Here is a 15,357-nt window from a genome sequence, read left to right as displayed (position 1 = left end):
ACTTTTTAGGTGCCGTGACCGTTTTGTCAAATGAGTCAGTTTGCGGAAGGAGGCAACAGGGTTGAATACAATAAAAAGCCAGTGGAAAGACATTGTAACGAACAAGAAACTGTTAATCCCCATCATTGCCATATTATTCGTTCCGCTGATCTACAGCGGAGTGTTTTTGAAGGCGTACTGGGACCCGTACGGCACGGTGGATCAGCTGCCGGTTGTCGTTGTCAACCAGGATAAAGGGGCGGACTACGAAGGGAAACATCTTCAGATCGGTGACGATCTTGTGAAAGAGTTAAAGAAAAATGATAATTTTGATTGGCATTTTTCAAACGATCTTGATCAATCGTTAAAGGACTTATTAAATGCTAAATATTATTTATTGGTCGAGATTCCTGAAGATTTTTCTAAAAACGCCAGCACGGTAATGGATAAAAATCCGAAGAAGCTGGATCTGAAATATCATACGAATGCCGGATCAAACTATGTCGGCGCGACAATCGGCGAAAAGGCGATCGACAAGCTGAAAGCCTCCGTGTCGAAAGAAGTGACGGAGCAATACGCAAAAGTCATTTTTGACAATTTTAAAGATATTGCCAAAGGACTCGGCAAAGCCAGCAGCGGCGCCAAGAAAATAGACGACGGCACGAAAAACGCGAAAGACGGCAGCGCCAAGCTGAAGGAAAATTTAGCGAAGCTTACTGAAAGCACCGCCACCATCGGCGATAAAACGCAGCAGCTTGCAGACGGAGCGGCGAAAGTGACAAGCGGAATTCAAACGCTTGACAGCTCTATCGCAAAACTTCAGAGCGCAAGCGCCGAAATTCAAGATAAATCAGGACAGATTGCTTCAGGAGGAGGCCAAGTGGCCAGCGGGCTGAAAACGAGCCTTGACGCACAAAAGCAGCTCCAGCAAAAGCTTCCGGATTTAACGAATGGATTAAGCGCGTTAAACAGCAAGGCGCAGGAAGTGTCGCAAAAAGCGGCGGCATTTGAAGATGCGATCAATTCAGTCAACCTCTCAGATATTGAAAAAGCGGTTGGCGAGCTTGAGCAGACTGAAAAGGAATTGCAGCAGTTTAAGAAAAAGCTTTCTGATCTGAAAAACAGCCTGGATGCCCGGGATGATGCGGTCAAAAAGGTGATTAAGGACAGTGATTTCTTAACGGATGAGCAAAAAGCGAAACTTGTTCAGCTTCTGAATGAGAAGCTTCCGAAGGCCGACCTTCCGGATTTAGACAATATCGTCAGCCAGCTTCCGTCCGGCGGAGATATCCAGCTTCCGGATATGTCAGTCATAAAAAGCGCGCTGGCAGATGTAAAAGCGAAGGCTGATCAGCTGAAAGCACTGCCTCAGTCCACATCGAAACTGTATAACGGCGCGGCGGCGGTACAAGACGCGATTAACCAGCTGACGGCTGGAACTGATAAATTGTACAGCGGAGCGCAGACCGTCTTTGAAAGCCAAAACAAATTGACGGCCGGTATCGGCGAATACAACAGCAAGTTCGGACAGCTCAAATCAGGATCAGAAGCGTTAGTGTCAGGGAGCGGCCAGGTGTCTGGCGGCTTAACGAAACTGCTGGACGCGCAAAACAAAATCCATGACGGCTCGTCCAAAATTGAGCAGGGTCAAGCGTCTCTCGGCACCGGTTTAAGCAAGCTTTTAGACGGCACCGGACAATTGTCCAGCCAGCTGAAAGATGCGGCTGATCAAACCGGGGACATTAAGACAGATGACAAAACGTACAGCATGTTTGCCGATCCGGTAAAAACGGACGATAACGCGATTCATTCCGTGCCTAACTACGGTACCGGACTGACGCCTTATATTCTCTCTATGGGCTTGTATGTCGGCGGATTGATGCTGACGGTCGTATTCCCTCTGAGTGAAGCTTCAGGGCGTCCGAGAAACGGTTTTGAATGGTTCCTCAGCAAATTCAGCGTCATTCTGCTCGTCGGACTGATTCAATCCGTTATAGTCGCCACGGTTCTGTTAAAAGGAATCGGGCTTGATGTGGAAAGCACTTGGAGATTCTATCTCTTTACGATGATTACCAGCATCGCGTTCCTGTCGATGATTCAATTATTGGCGACAACGATGGGAAATCCGGGACGCTTTATCGCTGTCATCATTCTGGTGCTCCAGCTTGGGGCAAGCGGAGGAACCTTCCCGCTTGAACTCCTGCCGGGATTCTATCAAGTGATTCACGGGGCACTGCCGATGACTTACAGCATCAACGGGTTCCGTGCCGTCATTTCAAATGGCGATTACGGCTATATGTGGCAGCAGGCATCCATTCTGTTGGGCATCGCCGTTGTCATGATCGCGCTGACCATCGTGTATTTTACGGTGCAAAGCAAAAAAGAACACAAAACGGAAGAAGAAATAACAGCATAAGAAAAAGAGGCGCTGAGCAGATGCTCAGGGCCTCTTTTTTTTGATTTCGATTAAAATCCCCATCTCACCAAAAGTCCGGTATACGTCAATCCGCCGCCGAACCCGAACAATACCAGCGTCTGGCCTTCCGACAGTTTTTTTGCTTTCACAGCTTCATCCAAAGCGAGAATAATAGAAACCGATGAAGTGTTGCCGTAATATTCAACGCTTGTCAATGTCCGTTCAAGCGGGAAGGGCAGTTTTTCACAGATGGATTCGATCATCCGCATGTTGGCGCTGTGAGGAACGAACCAATCCAGATCGTCTTTTGAAAAGCCGGCTTTTTCTAAAAGGGCATTGCATTCCTCAGGCACGGTTCTGGCCGCCCATTTATATACTTCGCGCCCGTTTTGCACCATATTTCCTCCGCCTTTAAGCGGCTCGCCGTTTAATTCTGCGCTCAGTCCCGTGCGATACAACACGTCCGCGCTTCCTCCCGCTGTTCCTTGCACGGCTGCCAAAAAGCCCGGCGCTGATTCGTCGCGTTCCACCAATAGGGCGCCTGCAGCATCTCCGAAAAGAACGCAGGTCGTCCGGTCAGTATAATCCGTTACCTTTGATAATGTTTCACCGGCAATGACAATCACTTTTTGATGGGAACCGGCGGTAATTAATGCGTCTGCGAGCTGAAGGCCGTAAGTGAGTCCGGCGCATGTGGCGTTAATATCAAGCGCTCCCGTGTGCGGCCAGCCGAAGTAAGCCTGCACGCGTGCCGCGGTGCTTGGAAACGCATAGTCCGCCGTCGTTGTGGCGACAAGAATCATATCGACATCATCAAGAGTTCCGCTGTATCGTTCTGCAAGGTTTTTCACCGCTTCCACACACAAATCCGATGTGAATTCATGTTCGCCGGCAATGCGTCTTTCCTTCATACCGGTGCGCTGGACGATCCATTCATCAGATGTATCGACGATGCGCTCCAAATCCGCGTTTGTTAATCGGCGTGCCGGAGCATATGTACCGATTGCTGTAATTTTAGATTTTGACATGAAAAAATCACTCCTTTATATCAGATTATAACACCTGATATTATTACTTGGTACTAATTTTAATAAAAAAACCCAAGCAGCATCCGCTGTTTGGGGAGCATGAGAAATTTATTTGTAAAACGGGCTTGTGTGACGATTACCAATGACGGCAGCAGCGGCGGCATGAATGATGATGCTTCTTTTTGTCTTTCTTCTTTTTGTCTTTCTTCTTTTTGCAAGGGTCTTCTTTTTTCTTTTTACAGTGATCTTTTTCTTTTTTACAGCACCAGAAGGCTGCACCAGACCAATCATCCTCAAACCAATCCTCAAACCAATCATTATGAAACCTTTTCCGCTTGTGCGGTTTACGGCTGATCATACATTTCCCTCCTATGCTCATGCTCCCTTCATTCTATGAAAAAAGAGCAGGAAAAGATTGGACGGGTTATGGATCAAAAGAGTATATTTTAAGAAGAATAAAATTGATAGGAGGAATGACCTGTGGAAAATATGAAACATACGATGGAACTGATTAAAGAATTGGTGTCGATTCCGAGTCCGACGGGCAATACATACGAGGTTATCGCCTATACAGAAAGTCTTTTAAAAGAATGGGGCGTCTCCTCTTACAGAAACCGCAAAGGCGGTCTTTTTGTCACAATTCCCGGCCGTGATGACAAGAAACACAGATTGCTGACGGCGCATGTCGATACGCTCGGCGCGATGGTAAAGGAAATAAAGTCGGACGGCCGGCTGAAGATTGACTTGATCGGCGGCTTCCGATATCACTCGATTGAAGGGGAATATTGCGGGATCCAAACTTCTTCCGGCAAAACCTATACAGGCACCATCTTAATGCATCAGACTTCAGTGCACGTCTACAAGGACGCCGGCAAGGCAGAGCGGAATCAGGAGAATATGGAAGTCCGCCTTGATGAGCCTGTCCGGACGAAGGAAGAGACGTCCGATCTCGGCATCAGGGTCGGCGATTTCATCTCATTTGACCCGCGCGTGCAGATTACGCCGAGCGGCTTTATTAAGTCCCGGCATCTTGATGACAAAGCGAGCGTGGCTCTGCTCTTGAATTTAATCCGCCGCATCACGGAAGAGAAAATCGAACTTCCGTATACGACGCATTTTCTGATTTCTAATAATGAAGAAATCGGCTACGGCGGCAATTCCAACATTCCTCCTGAGACCGTCGAATACTTGGCTGTTGATATGGGAGCGATCGGCGACGGCCAGTCTACGGATGAATATACCGTCTCCATTTGCGTGAAGGATGCGAGCGGACCGTACCATTATCAGCTCAGAAAACATCTGGCCGGGCTTGCGGAGCGCTATGGCATTGATTATCAGCTTGATATTTATCCGTATTACGGTTCTGATGCCTCAGCAGCCATCCGTTCGGGCCATGACATCGTTCACGGGCTGATCGGCCCGGGAATTGACGCTTCACACGCTTTTGAACGCACGCATGAATTATCGCTTCTTAATACGGCGAAGCTTTTGCACCGGTACGTTCTATCGCCGATGGCATAAAAAACCCTGCGCGGAAATCATTCCGTGCAGGGTTTTCATTTTAACCTGAAATGGTTGTGTTTTGTTCTGTTTTGGCGAGGCTCATGACCTTCGCGCCTTTAACGGGATCATACTGGCCTTCCCATTTTGACATCACAACGGATGCCAGCGCGTTTCCGGTCAGATTGACGACCGTGCGGGCCATGTCCATAATCCGGTCAACACCGGCGATGAATGCAAGGCCTTCTGCAGGAATGTTGAATGCGCCTAATGTCGCAAGCAGGACGACGAAAGAAGTCCCGGGCACGGCAGCCATTCCTTTGGAAGTGACCATCAAGACAAGCACAAGGGTAATCTGCTGCCAAATGGACAAGTCAATGTGGTATACCTGAGCGAGGAATAAAGCGGCGATAGATTGGTACAGCACAGATCCGTCTAAGTTAAAGGTATATCCGATCGGCACAACAAAGGAAACAATACCTTTCGGACAGCCGATTTTCTCCATTTTTTCCATAACGCGGGGGAGTACGGTTTCGGAGCTTGACGTACTGAACGCTAATAAAATTTCATCCTTCATATAGGCGAGGAATTTGAAAATGTTTACTCCGGCAAGCTTTCCGACGATTCCGAATACAACAATGAGAAAGAAAGCCAAAGCTACATACACTAAACCGACCAGTTTACCGAGTGAAAGCAGGGAACTGAGCCCAAATTTGGAAACGGTAACACCAATCAACGCAAAAACACCAAACGGCGCAACTTTCATGACGAGGTTCACAACATGGAACATCGCATGAGAAACACCTTCAAAGAAGGCCAAGACAGGCTTTCCTTTTTCACCGATTGCCGAGATGCCGAGTGCAAACAGCACGGTAAAGCAGATGATGGCAAGCAGATCTCCTTCGGCTAATGATTGGAAGAAGTTTGTCGGTACGATATGCAGGAATGTGTCTGCGATAGATTTGTTATTTTGTTCTTTTTCTGTTTCAACATATTGACTGATATCTGTCTTTTGAGCTTCATGTATATTAACGCCTGTTCCCGGATGAAACAGATTCGCCAAAGCCAGCCCGAGAATAATGGCAAAAGTGGTAATGATCTCAAAATACAAAATCGTTTTGAAGCCTAATTTTCCGACTTGTTTTCCGCTTCCCGCGCCGGCAACGCCGATGATTAAGCTGGAGACGACAATTGGAATCACTATCATTTTGATTAAGCGTAAAAACAAATCGCCGATAGGCTGTAAATATGTTGGAATGGCGGGATTGCCGTACCAGATGACACCGACTACAACCCCTAGTATGAGTCCGACGAAAATTTGCGTCGCTAGTCCAAAGCGTAATTTTTTCATAGATTACCTCCCGAAGAAAAAAGTGCAATAAGTATCTAAAAAGATAGCTATTAGAACAAATTATAATAGAAAAGAAAACAATCCGTCTATAGAAAAATATAGATTGAAAATACTGAATCTTTTAAAACGTACAGATAATTGCTAATAATGGTGAATAACGCCCTATTCAGAAAGTATGATGACGGCCGAAAAAACGGGCGCCGCACAACTTAGAATTGTGCGGCGCCCTATTGTCACATATCCTTAATTTTCAAGCAGTCATTGCACAGATTAATGTGACACTCATACTGCTCAACAATCTCATTTCCGCATTCTTCGCATTTCTTACCGGGTAAATTTCTGAAAAAATCCGACATCTTTTCCAACATACCCATCCCTCTTTCATTGTTTTGTCTCTACATTGTATTATAACAGTTTCTGAAAATCAACGGCTGTTTTGGCACAATGTTTAAAACATGCAATTTGTACGAAAAATAGGTATATTGGAGGAAAGGGTCTTTTTATCATAAACATTCGGAGGGTCATATGAAAGTTACAGTCATTGGATGCTGCGGCGGGTTTCCGGCCGCAAACGAAGCAACTTCAGGCTATCTGTTTCAGTCCGGCGGCTATTCTCTGCTCGTCGATTGCGGAAGCGCCGTATTATCAAAGCTGTTTGCCTATGTTCCGGCAGAAGAGCTTGATGCCGTCATTTTGTCCCATTATCACCATGATCACATCGCTGATATCGGGCCGCTTCAATTTGCCAAACAGGTCGGCTCCTTTCTCGGAAAAGGGACGCATGCACTGCCGATTTACGGGCATGATGCTGATATAGAACAGTTTGAGCGTCTTACATATAAAACGCATACGAAAGGAGTGGCCTATCAGCCGGACCGCCCGCTTTCCGCCGGGCCGTTCACCATTACCTTCCTGAAAACGGTGCATCCGGTCACTTGTTATGCGATGCGGATTACTGACGGTTCAGCTTCTGTTGTGTATACGGCTGATTCAAGCTACCAGGACGCGTTTATCCCGTTTGCGGAAAATGCCGATCTGCTGATCTGCGAGTGCAATTTTTACGCGGACCAGGACGGCACGTCAGCCGGCCATATGAACAGTTTGGAAGCCGGACGTATCGCGGAGGAGGCCGGAGCGGGGGAGCTGATTCTCACACATCTGCCTCATTTCGGCGAGCACCGGAAGCTGAAAGAAGAAGCGGAATCCGTGTTCGGGGGCGAAGTGACAATCGCCGCTTCCGGATTGAAGTGGGAGAAATAAAGGAGGAGCACCATGTTATTTATCGACAACCAAAACATAACCGACCCGAGGATCAACCTCGCAATCGAGGAATATTGCGTGAAGCATCTCGACCCTGAACAGACATACCTGCTGTTTTATGTCAATCAGCCGTCGATTATCATCGGGAAGAACCAAAACACAATAGAAGAAATCAATACGAAATACGTAGAAGATAACGGAATCATCGTCGTCCGCAGGCTGTCAGGAGGCGGCGCGGTTTACCATGACCTCGGGAATCTGAATTTCAGTTTTATCACCAAGGATGACGGCGACAGCTTCCACAATTTTAAAAAATTCACCGAACCCGTTATTCAGGCGCTGCGCCAGCTCGGTGTGGAAGCTGAATTAAGCGGCCGAAACGACATCGTCGCGGACGGCAGAAAAATTTCCGGCAACGCTCAATTTTCGACGAAAGGGCGTATTTTCAGCCACGGAACATTAATGCTGGATTCCGCCATTGATCATGTCGTGTCAGCCTTGAAAGTGAAAAAAGACAAAATCGAATCAAAAGGCATTAAGTCAATCAGAAGCCGTGTCGCCAATATCAGCGAGTTTCTTGATGACAAAATGACGGCGGACGAATTCAAAAAACATCTGCTTCACCATATTTTTAATACAAATGATCTTTCCGAAGTGCCGGAATATAAACTGACCGATGAAGACTGGAAAGCGATCCGGAAGATTTCCGAAGAGCGCTATCAAAACTGGGACTGGAATTTCGGAAGGTCGCCCGCATTCAACCTTCAGCATTCGAAACGTTATCCGGTCGGATCGATTGATCTGCGTCTTGAAGTGAAAAAAGGAATCATTCAGGACTGCAAAATTTTCGGTGATTTCTTCGGTGCGAAAGATGTGAGTGAAGTCGAACAGGCGCTGACCGGAAAACAGTATGACAGAACCGCTATCAGGGAGGCGCTGGCCGGAATCGATCTGAAACAGTATTTCGGCAAAATAGAGCTGGAAGATTTCCTCGAGCTGATTTATTAGAACATTTGCCGAACGCATGATTTGAATCAGCGCCCGTTTTTGTGAAATGATAGAACCATAATGAATGGGGAGGGATCATGATGAAAGTATTTCTCATCGGAGCAAACGGACAGATCGGACAGCGTCTGACCGGGCTGTTTCAAAAAGACGGCACGCATACGCTGCGGGCGATGGTCCGGAAAGAAGAGCAGAAAGAAGCGCTTCAAGCCGCGGGAACAGAAGCCGTTCTTGCAGATTTGGAAGGAAGCACGGAAGACATCGCGAAAGCCGCTGAAGGCTGTGACGCGATTGTATTTACCGCCGGATCAGGAGGAAGCACCGGATACGATAAGACGCTTCTGATTGATCTTGACGGAGCGGCGAAAGCGATAGAAGCGGCAAAGAAAGCCGGCATCAAGCGGTTCATTATGGTAAGCGCCCTTCAGGCTCATAACCGCGACAATTGGAATGAAGCGCTGAAGCCGTATTATGCCGCAAAGCATTATGCGGATAAAATTCTTGAAGCGAGCGGTCTGACGTATACGATTATCCGGCCGGGCGGGTTATTAAATGATCCCGGCACGGGAAATATCAAAGCCGCGGCCGATTTAGAAAGAGGCTCCATTTCAAGAGACGATGTCGCCAAGACCGTTATCGCATCCCTTGATGAACCGAATACGTATGAAAAAGCGTTCGATCTGACAGCGGGCGGCACGCCGGTCAGTGAAGCGCTGAAACAATTATAGTTTCCGGTTTTACGGCACTCGGGGCTTTTTGCCCTTGAGTGTTTTTCTATATTTTTCTATAATAAAAGTGAACGTTTATTCCGGATAAATGAATGACTATTCATTCATTATATTTTTAAAGGGGTGGGAAAATGAATCTGGTTTCCAAATTGGAAGAAACGGCATCGCAGAAACCGGAAAAACCAGCTTGTCTGTTTCAAGATCAGTACATGACGTATGAGGAGCTGGCAGGTAAAATCAAAGCATTTGCAAACGGCTTGGAGGACAGGGGACTGAAAAAAGGGGATCATCTCGCGCTGCTGCTCGGAAATACGCCTGACTTTGTTATTGCGTTTTTCGGCGCGTTAAAAGCGGGAATTGTCGTCATACCTGTTAATCCGGCATACACACCTTCAGAAATCGCATACATGCTGAAAAACGGCGATGTCAAAGCGATCGCCGGCATCGACCTATTAATTCCCGTATTTGAAAGCCTGCACGGCTCGCTGCCGCTGCTGGAGCATATCATTATCAGCCAGACAGCAGAGAACGCTCCATCGACAGAAGACCCTCAATTGCGCTTAAAAATGACAACGTTTACAAAAATGCTCCGCCCGGCGGAGCGCAGCAGAACTTATCCGACATTGTCCAAAGACGATACTGCCGTCATTTTATACACCTCAGGGACGACCGGAAAACCGAAAGGCGCCATGCTCACCCATCAGAATCTTTTCTCCAATGCAAATGATGTCGCCGGATACTTAGGAATGAATGAGAAAGACAAAATTGTGGCGGCACTGCCGATGTTTCACGTTTTTTGTTTAACCGTTTGTATGAATGCGCCTCTGATGAGCGGAGCGTGTGTCTTAATCGAGCCGCAATTCAGCCCGGCTTCTGTGTTTAAACTGATTAAAAGCCGTCAGGCAACCATTTTTGCCGGCGTTCCGACGATGTATAACTATCTGTATCAATACGAGCACGGCAAGGCGGAGGATTTTGCGTCCGTCAGACTGTGCATTTCAGGCGGGGCCTCCATGCCGGTCGCTCTGTTGCAGACGTTTGAACAAACCTTTGACGTCACCATTCTGGAGGGATACGGACTTTCTGAAGCGTCTCCGGTTACTTGTTTTAATCCGTTTGACCGGGGGAGAAAGCCCGGCTCGATCGGGACGAATATTTTACATGTCGAAAATAAAGTCGTCGATACGCTCGGACGCGAATTGCCCGACCATCAAGTGGGAGAATTGATCGTGAAAGGGCCGAATGTGATGAAAGGCTATTACAAGATGCCCGAGGAGACGGAGCACGCGCTGAAAGACGGCTGGCTGTACACGGGTGATTTGGCGAAGCGCGACGAAGACGGTTATTTTTATATCGTCGACAGAAAAAAAGATATGATTCTCGTCGGCGGATACAATGTCTATCCGCGCGAAGTAGAAGAAGTGCTCTACAGCCATGAGGGCATTAAAGAAGCCGTGGTCATCGGCGTTCCTGACGCCAAAACGGGGGAAGCGGTGCATGCTTATATAGTGCCTGCGGACGGTGAGCTGACAGAGCAGGCGGTTTTCGATTACTGTGAAACACATTTGGCAAAATATAAGCGGCCGGCGGAAGTGGTTTTTCTTGATGAGATTCCGAAGAACGCGACCGGGAAGCTGCTGAGAAGGGCGGTCCGGGACATGCTTCCGAAATGACGGACGAAAAGCGAAGCCGGGGGCTTCGCTTTTACATGCTGATCCGGTCAGCTCTGCGATTCTTCCTTAATGATGCTTTGCACAAGCTTCGTATCATGCCGGGTCAGTTTGTAATACGTGTTTTTATACTTGTACATCATATAATTGCCGCTTTCGAGCCACATGCTGAATGAATCAAAACGGTCTTCATGGTATTTGACCGTTCCGTCGTAATCGGGAGACACGCTTTTGGTCAGTTTGACTTGTTTTCCTTGGTTCAAGATATCGAGCATATCTTTTACATTCTGCCTGTCTTTAATTTTGATTTCTTTTTTTCCGTGCTCTGACAGAATAATCAGATCTGCGTTGCTTGATGGAAACACATCGCCGGTCCGGCTGTATACATAGAAGAAAGCAATAACCAAAAGGGCGATTACTACAATAAACGCGATTATTTTTTTCATATTCATCACTCCGTCTTTTAGTCTTTCCCGCTTCCTGTTGTTCCATTCTTTTCTGTTGTGAAAAGATTAACATCCGTTTCGGAGGCTTGGTTCTATTTATTTGCATTTATGCTTACAATAGGAGTAAGTCATAAGGCTAAGGAGGGAGACTTCCATGCGCAAATGGATAGCGGCAGCGGGACTTGCCTATGTGCTGTACGGCCTTTTTTTCTATTGGTATTTCTTTATGACAGGAGACTCCGCCGTCCCGGAGGCCGTAAAGGGAACGAAAGCCGATCCGTCCTCGTTCATGGACCCGGGCCGCCTTGCAGCCGCTGAAAACTTTTCAAATGTAAAGGATTTTTTATTTTTCATCGGAGCGCCGTTAGATTGGTTTTTATTTTTTCTGCTGCTCATTACGGGGCTTGCAAAAAAAATAAAGCATTGGCTGGAAGCAGCAGTGCGCTTTCGGGTGCTGCAAATCGTAAGCTTCGTATTTGTGATTTCACTCATCGTTACGGCGGCTTCGCTTCCGCTTGAGTGGATCGGATATCGGGTTTCGCTTGCGTATCATATTTCGACGCAGACAGCAGCAAGCTGGATAAGAGACCATGTCATTGATTTCTGGATCAGTTTTCCGCTGTTTGCCGTGTGTGTGCTTGTGTTTTACTGGCTGATCACAAAGCATACAAAAAAATGGTGGTTTTACGCTTGGTGTCTTACTGTGCCGTTTACCCTGTTTTTGTTTTTCCTGCAGCCGGTCGTGATTGATCCTTTATACAATGATTTCTATCCGCTGAAAGACAAGGAGCTGGAAAGCAAAATTTTGTCGCTTGCCGACAAGGCCGACATTCCGGCCAGCCATGTGTATGAAGTAAATATGTCGGAGAAAACGAATGCGCTGAATGCGTATGTGACGGGCATCGGTTCGAATAAGCGGATCGTTTTGTGGGATACGACGCTTAACAAACTGAAGGATCGGGAAATTTTGTTCATTATGGGGCATGAGATGGGGCACTATGTGATGAAGCACGTGTACATCGGACTGGCCGGGTATCTGCTGCTGTCATTAGCCGGGTTTTATATCATTGACAAGCTTTATAAGCGGCTGTCCAAATTCTTCGGCCGAATGCTTCATATAAAGGGGCCTGAAGATCTGGCCGCCCTCCCGCTGTTATTGCTGCTCATATCCGTTCTCAGTTTTGCTTCTGATCCGATTACGAACGCCGTCTCCCGGTATCAGGAAAACGCCGCCGACCGTTACGGCATCGAGCTGACCGGAAACCGGGAAGCGGCGATTGAGACGTTTCAGGACTTGGCCGATACGGGACTGAGCCGGGTCAACCCGCCGTTTCTCGTCAAAATTTTCAGAGGGAGCCACCCGTCGATCATGGAGCGGATTGAACATGCGGAGGAAGAAAAATAATAAAAAAACCGGCGGGGCCATGGCCGACGCCGGTTTTTTATGTTTTACTGAGCTGCCGCCTGTACGTTGATCAGCCCTTTTCCATAGTAGAAAGCATCACCAAGTTTTGTAGTGGTGTTTTCTAAACTGCTGCGGACTTGAGTGTTTGTCCAGTTCGGGTGCTTAGAAAGAATCAAAGCAGCCGCTCCGGCAACGTGCGGAGATGCCATTGACGTACCATTGTACGCGCCGTATTTGTTTCCAGGAAGCGTACTTTGGATAGAGACGCCTGGTGCCATGACATCAAGCTCAGAACCTACGCTTGAGAAAGATGCTCTTTGGTTGCTGCTGTTAACAGCGCCTACCGCAATGACAGAAGGGTATTTACCAGGGTAGCCCACTGTGCTTGAGCCGCCGGAAGTGCCTTCGTTACCGGCTGCCGCAACCACTACGACGCCGGAAGCAACGGCTTTGTCAACTGCCGCTTTTAACGCTGCAGAACCAGAAGGTCCGCCGAGGCTCATGTTAATAACGTCCATATTGTTTGCGATCGCCCACTCAATTCCGTTAATGATCCAGCTGTACTGGCCGGAACCGTCAGCGCCGAGAACTTTTACAGCGTAAAGAGATGCGCTTGGCGCAACGCCTAATACACCGACTGAGTTATTAAGAGCCGCAACTGTACCGGCAACGTGAGTTCCGTGAGAGTTGTTATCTTGGAAAGGATTTGTTTCAGAAGGAACCATGCTGGCTCCGCCTGCTACCTTTAAATCAGGATGAGAAGAATCGATACCGCTGTCGATAACCGCTACTTTAACATTTGATCCGGTGAAGCCTTGAGAGTGCAGAGCAGGGGCTTTAATCTGTGATACGCCGTAAGGCACGGACTGCGCGTACGCCTGTGCAACATGATCTTCTTCAACGTAAGCGACGCTAGGGTCTTTTTTCAGCTCTTTTACAGCTTTTTCATTTAATGTAGCTGAAGCTGCGTCTACATATTTGAATTGCTTTTCCACTTTCCCGCCTTTTTCAGAAATGACATCTTTTTTCTTGGCGGCGCTCATCGTGCTCATTGTCTGCTTAAATCCGACAATATATTTCTTTTCCCCGTTTGATTTCCCTGCAGCCTGGGCAGAAGTCGTGCTGCCGAACGCCATCGTAAAGATTAACGCTAAAGCAAACAGCAAACTGATCCATACCTTTTTGCCTCTCACTCTTTATCCACTCCTTTTTTCATTTGCAGAATAACCAATAGACAGATTATTCTGTGGATTAATTGTATAGTATGGAATAATATTTTAGTAGACCCAATTTTTTTCAGTTTGTTTTATTTCTATTTAGGTATATCATCTCTCTTTCGTTTAATAGGAACCCGAAATATTTAAATTTTAATGGAAAAAACCGATGGAAGGACATGAGTATTTGTACACAGCCGCAATCGCTCTCTTGTTTACTGGGTCGAACGGTTTGATTCCATTTTTGGAAGCTGAGGCAAAAACAGGATAAATGTCACCTTTTGTTGAATGCAGAAGTCTGATGGAAACGAAAGCGGAATGAAATAAAGCGGCCGGCATGAATCAGTCTTTGGCTTTCTTGAGGGAGAAAAGCTGTGAAACCATTTTATAAAAATAATGATAATGAATATCATTGATACTCATATTATCAATGATATAATTGCGGAAAAACGAAAGAGGGGGAACAGATGAAACTAATTTTCAGTATGCTGATGATCTTATCCGTTCTCTTCATAACGGCATGCTCAGAACAGGAACATGAAACCGCCGTCAGGCATGATCTGGGGACGGCGCATGTGGCTGCGCACCCGCAGCGCATCGCCGTATTGAATGAGGGCTTTATTGACACCCTCCATGATCTCGGTATAAAGCCGGCGGCCGCGGCGGATAATCGGAAAGAGCGAAACGACGGCAGTCCGTCCGTCGGGCCCCCGTCACATCCCGATTTGAAAAAAATCACTTCGTTAAAACCCGATCTCATCATTGCAGACTCAAGCCTGCACAGGGGGATATACCATGAGCTGACAAAGATCGCTCCGACAATCGCTTTGAAAAATGAAGCTGCGGATTATCAGGATGCGGTTGATGCTGCCCTTACCATTGAAAAGGCGGTCGGTAAAGAGGGCATCATAGAGAAACAATTGTCGGCTCAGGAAGAAAAGCTGAATGACATCAAAAGAAAGCTGGATGCAGAAGGCGGCACGATTTTATTAATTGACGCTGCAAATGGCAGCATTTCCGTAAAGGATGACCGGTTTTTCACATCCCGGCTTATGACGCTCGCAGGGTTTACATATGCGGTCCAGACGGATTCCGGCGGGAAATCAGGCGCTATCAAAATGACGCCCGGGCAGCTTTTGCATATCGATCCTGATTACATCGTACTATTGGACGGTGAGAAAGAACTCGAAAAAAATCACCTCTGGAAACAGCTGACTGCCGTAAAAAACGGCCGCGTTTACCGCGCGGACAGGGCGGTATGGACGGAGCGCCGGAGCATTGACGGTGCGGACGCCGTATTACATGATCTTCAGAAAAAAATGCTCGCCAAAAAGGCCCAAAACTAATTCGGGCCT

Annotated in this window: 14 protein-coding genes; 8 read left to right on the top strand and 6 right to left on the bottom strand. The window is 47.3% G+C overall.

Features of this window, described 5'->3' with window-relative positions:
- The first annotated feature begins 61 nt into the window (after nucleotides 1–61).
- On the top strand, nucleotides 62–2,395 hold the full coding sequence (locus tag C5I45_RS14405; RefSeq protein WP_014304734.1) for a YhgE/Pip domain-containing protein: 2,334 nt from the start codon (nucleotides 62–64) through the stop codon (nucleotides 2,393–2,395).
- 50 nt (nucleotides 2,396–2,445) lie between these two features.
- On the opposite strand, the gene fabHB is transcribed toward C5I45_RS14405, so the two are convergent.
- Both fabHB and C5I45_RS14395 read right to left on the bottom strand, forming a co-directional pair.
- Nucleotides 2,446–3,423 (bottom strand): beta-ketoacyl-ACP synthase III FabHB, encoded by a 978-nt coding sequence (gene fabHB / locus C5I45_RS14400; protein WP_003155217.1) that lies wholly within the window; start codon nucleotides 3,421–3,423, stop codon nucleotides 2,446–2,448.
- Nucleotides 3,424–3,559: 136 nt separating this feature from the next.
- Nucleotides 3,560–3,781 carry a hypothetical protein gene (locus C5I45_RS14395; protein WP_003155215.1) on the bottom strand — a complete coding sequence of 74 codons (222 nt, stop codon included), beginning with the start codon at nucleotides 3,779–3,781 and terminating at the stop codon, nucleotides 3,560–3,562.
- 131 nt (nucleotides 3,782–3,912) lie between these two features.
- Between C5I45_RS14395 and C5I45_RS14390 the strand changes: the two genes are divergently transcribed.
- Nucleotides 3,913–4,944, top strand: coding sequence for a M42 family metallopeptidase (locus tag C5I45_RS14390; protein ID WP_406842680.1), 1,032 nt, complete (start codon nucleotides 3,913–3,915; stop codon nucleotides 4,942–4,944).
- A gap of 40 nt (nucleotides 4,945–4,984) precedes the next feature.
- Here C5I45_RS14390 and C5I45_RS14385 read toward each other — a convergent pair whose 3' ends face one another.
- Nucleotides 4,985–6,274 (bottom strand): glutamate/proton symporter GltT, encoded by a 1,290-nt coding sequence (locus C5I45_RS14385; RefSeq protein WP_003155211.1) that lies wholly within the window; start codon nucleotides 6,272–6,274, stop codon nucleotides 4,985–4,987.
- 233 nt (nucleotides 6,275–6,507) lie between these two features.
- Entirely contained in the window at nucleotides 6,508–6,630 is a 123-nt protein-coding gene (gene yhfH / locus C5I45_RS14380; RefSeq protein ID WP_370465857.1) for a protein YhfH, read from the bottom strand.
- 169 nt (nucleotides 6,631–6,799) lie between these two features.
- On the opposite strand from yhfH, the gene C5I45_RS14375 reads away from it, so the two are divergent.
- The 4 genes from C5I45_RS14375 to C5I45_RS14360 all read left to right on the top strand — a co-directional run bounded on the left by C5I45_RS14375 (nucleotide 6,800) and on the right by C5I45_RS14360 (nucleotide 10,940).
- On the top strand, nucleotides 6,800–7,534 hold the full coding sequence (locus C5I45_RS14375) for an MBL fold metallo-hydrolase (protein WP_014304736.1): 735 nt from the start codon (nucleotides 6,800–6,802) through the stop codon (nucleotides 7,532–7,534).
- Between the two features lie 12 nt (nucleotides 7,535–7,546).
- Nucleotides 7,547–8,542, top strand: coding sequence for a lipoate--protein ligase (lplJ, locus tag C5I45_RS14370; RefSeq protein ID WP_003155205.1), 996 nt, complete (start codon nucleotides 7,547–7,549; stop codon nucleotides 8,540–8,542).
- A gap of 80 nt (nucleotides 8,543–8,622) precedes the next feature.
- Nucleotides 8,623–9,267 carry an SDR family oxidoreductase gene (locus C5I45_RS14365; RefSeq protein WP_003155203.1) on the top strand — a complete coding sequence of 215 codons (645 nt, stop codon included), beginning with the start codon at nucleotides 8,623–8,625 and terminating at the stop codon, nucleotides 9,265–9,267.
- A gap of 131 nt (nucleotides 9,268–9,398) precedes the next feature.
- Nucleotides 9,399–10,940: a fatty acid--CoA ligase family protein gene (locus tag C5I45_RS14360; RefSeq protein ID WP_014304738.1), complete on the top strand. Its 1,542-nt coding sequence runs from the start codon at nucleotides 9,399–9,401 to the stop codon at nucleotides 10,938–10,940.
- Nucleotides 10,941–10,987: 47 nt separating this feature from the next.
- Here C5I45_RS14360 and C5I45_RS14355 read toward each other — a convergent pair whose 3' ends face one another.
- A complete protein-coding gene (locus C5I45_RS14355) occupies nucleotides 10,988–11,383 on the bottom strand; it encodes a YhfM domain-containing protein (protein ID WP_003155199.1) in 396 nt (131 codons plus the stop codon).
- 154 nt (nucleotides 11,384–11,537) lie between these two features.
- On the opposite strand from C5I45_RS14355, the gene C5I45_RS14350 reads away from it, so the two are divergent.
- A complete protein-coding gene (locus tag C5I45_RS14350) occupies nucleotides 11,538–12,788 on the top strand; it encodes a M48 family metallopeptidase (protein WP_003155197.1) in 1,251 nt (416 codons plus the stop codon).
- Nucleotides 12,789–12,832: 44 nt separating this feature from the next.
- On the opposite strand, the gene C5I45_RS14345 is transcribed toward C5I45_RS14350, so the two are convergent.
- Complete coding sequence (locus tag C5I45_RS14345) at nucleotides 12,833–13,981, bottom strand: S8 family peptidase (RefSeq protein WP_003155195.1); 1,149 nt, start codon at nucleotides 13,979–13,981, stop codon at nucleotides 12,833–12,835.
- Between the two features lie 488 nt (nucleotides 13,982–14,469).
- Here C5I45_RS14345 and C5I45_RS14335 point away from each other — a divergent pair, with 488 nt between their 5' ends.
- Nucleotides 14,470–15,348 (top strand): ABC transporter substrate-binding protein, encoded by an 879-nt coding sequence (locus tag C5I45_RS14335; RefSeq protein WP_077722019.1) that lies wholly within the window; start codon nucleotides 14,470–14,472, stop codon nucleotides 15,346–15,348.
- The last annotated feature ends 9 nt before the right edge of the window (nucleotides 15,349–15,357 follow it).

Origin of the sequence: Bacillus sp. ZY-1-1 (genome assembly GCF_003047165.1) — a bacterium.
In the GTDB taxonomy this organism is placed as follows: Bacteria; Bacillota; Bacilli; order Bacillales; family Bacillaceae; genus Bacillus; species Bacillus velezensis.
Note: the sequence above shows the minus strand (reverse complement) of the source record. Positions and strands in the feature narration are given on the sequence as shown.

What these genes read in the sequence shown, in the direction of transcription:
- fabHB (WP_003155217.1), bottom strand. Translation starts at nt 3,423, where the DNA reads ATGTCAAAATCTAAAATTACAGCAATCGGTACATATGCTCCGGCACGC.
- C5I45_RS14395 (WP_003155215.1), bottom strand. Translation starts at nt 3,781, where the DNA reads ATGATCAGCCGTAAACCGCACAAGCGGAAAAGGTTTCATAATGATTGG.
- C5I45_RS14390 (WP_406842680.1), top strand. Translation starts at nt 3,913, where the DNA reads ATGAAACATACGATGGAACTGATTAAAGAATTGGTGTCGATTCCGAGT.
- C5I45_RS14385 (WP_003155211.1), bottom strand. Translation starts at nt 6,274, where the DNA reads ATGAAAAAATTACGCTTTGGACTAGCGACGCAAATTTTCGTCGGACTC.
- yhfH (WP_370465857.1), bottom strand. Translation starts at nt 6,630, where the DNA reads ATGTCGGATTTTTTCAGAAATTTACCCGGTAAGAAATGCGAAGAATGC.
- C5I45_RS14375 (WP_014304736.1), top strand. Translation starts at nt 6,800, where the DNA reads ATGAAAGTTACAGTCATTGGATGCTGCGGCGGGTTTCCGGCCGCAAAC.
- lplJ (WP_003155205.1), top strand. Translation starts at nt 7,547, where the DNA reads ATGTTATTTATCGACAACCAAAACATAACCGACCCGAGGATCAACCTC.
- C5I45_RS14365 (WP_003155203.1), top strand. Translation starts at nt 8,623, where the DNA reads ATGAAAGTATTTCTCATCGGAGCAAACGGACAGATCGGACAGCGTCTG.
- C5I45_RS14360 (WP_014304738.1), top strand. Translation starts at nt 9,399, where the DNA reads ATGAATCTGGTTTCCAAATTGGAAGAAACGGCATCGCAGAAACCGGAA.
- C5I45_RS14355 (WP_003155199.1), bottom strand. Translation starts at nt 11,383, where the DNA reads ATGAAAAAAATAATCGCGTTTATTGTAGTAATCGCCCTTTTGGTTATT.
- C5I45_RS14350 (WP_003155197.1), top strand. Translation starts at nt 11,538, where the DNA reads ATGCGCAAATGGATAGCGGCAGCGGGACTTGCCTATGTGCTGTACGGC.
- C5I45_RS14335 (WP_077722019.1), top strand. Translation starts at nt 14,470, where the DNA reads ATGAAACTAATTTTCAGTATGCTGATGATCTTATCCGTTCTCTTCATA.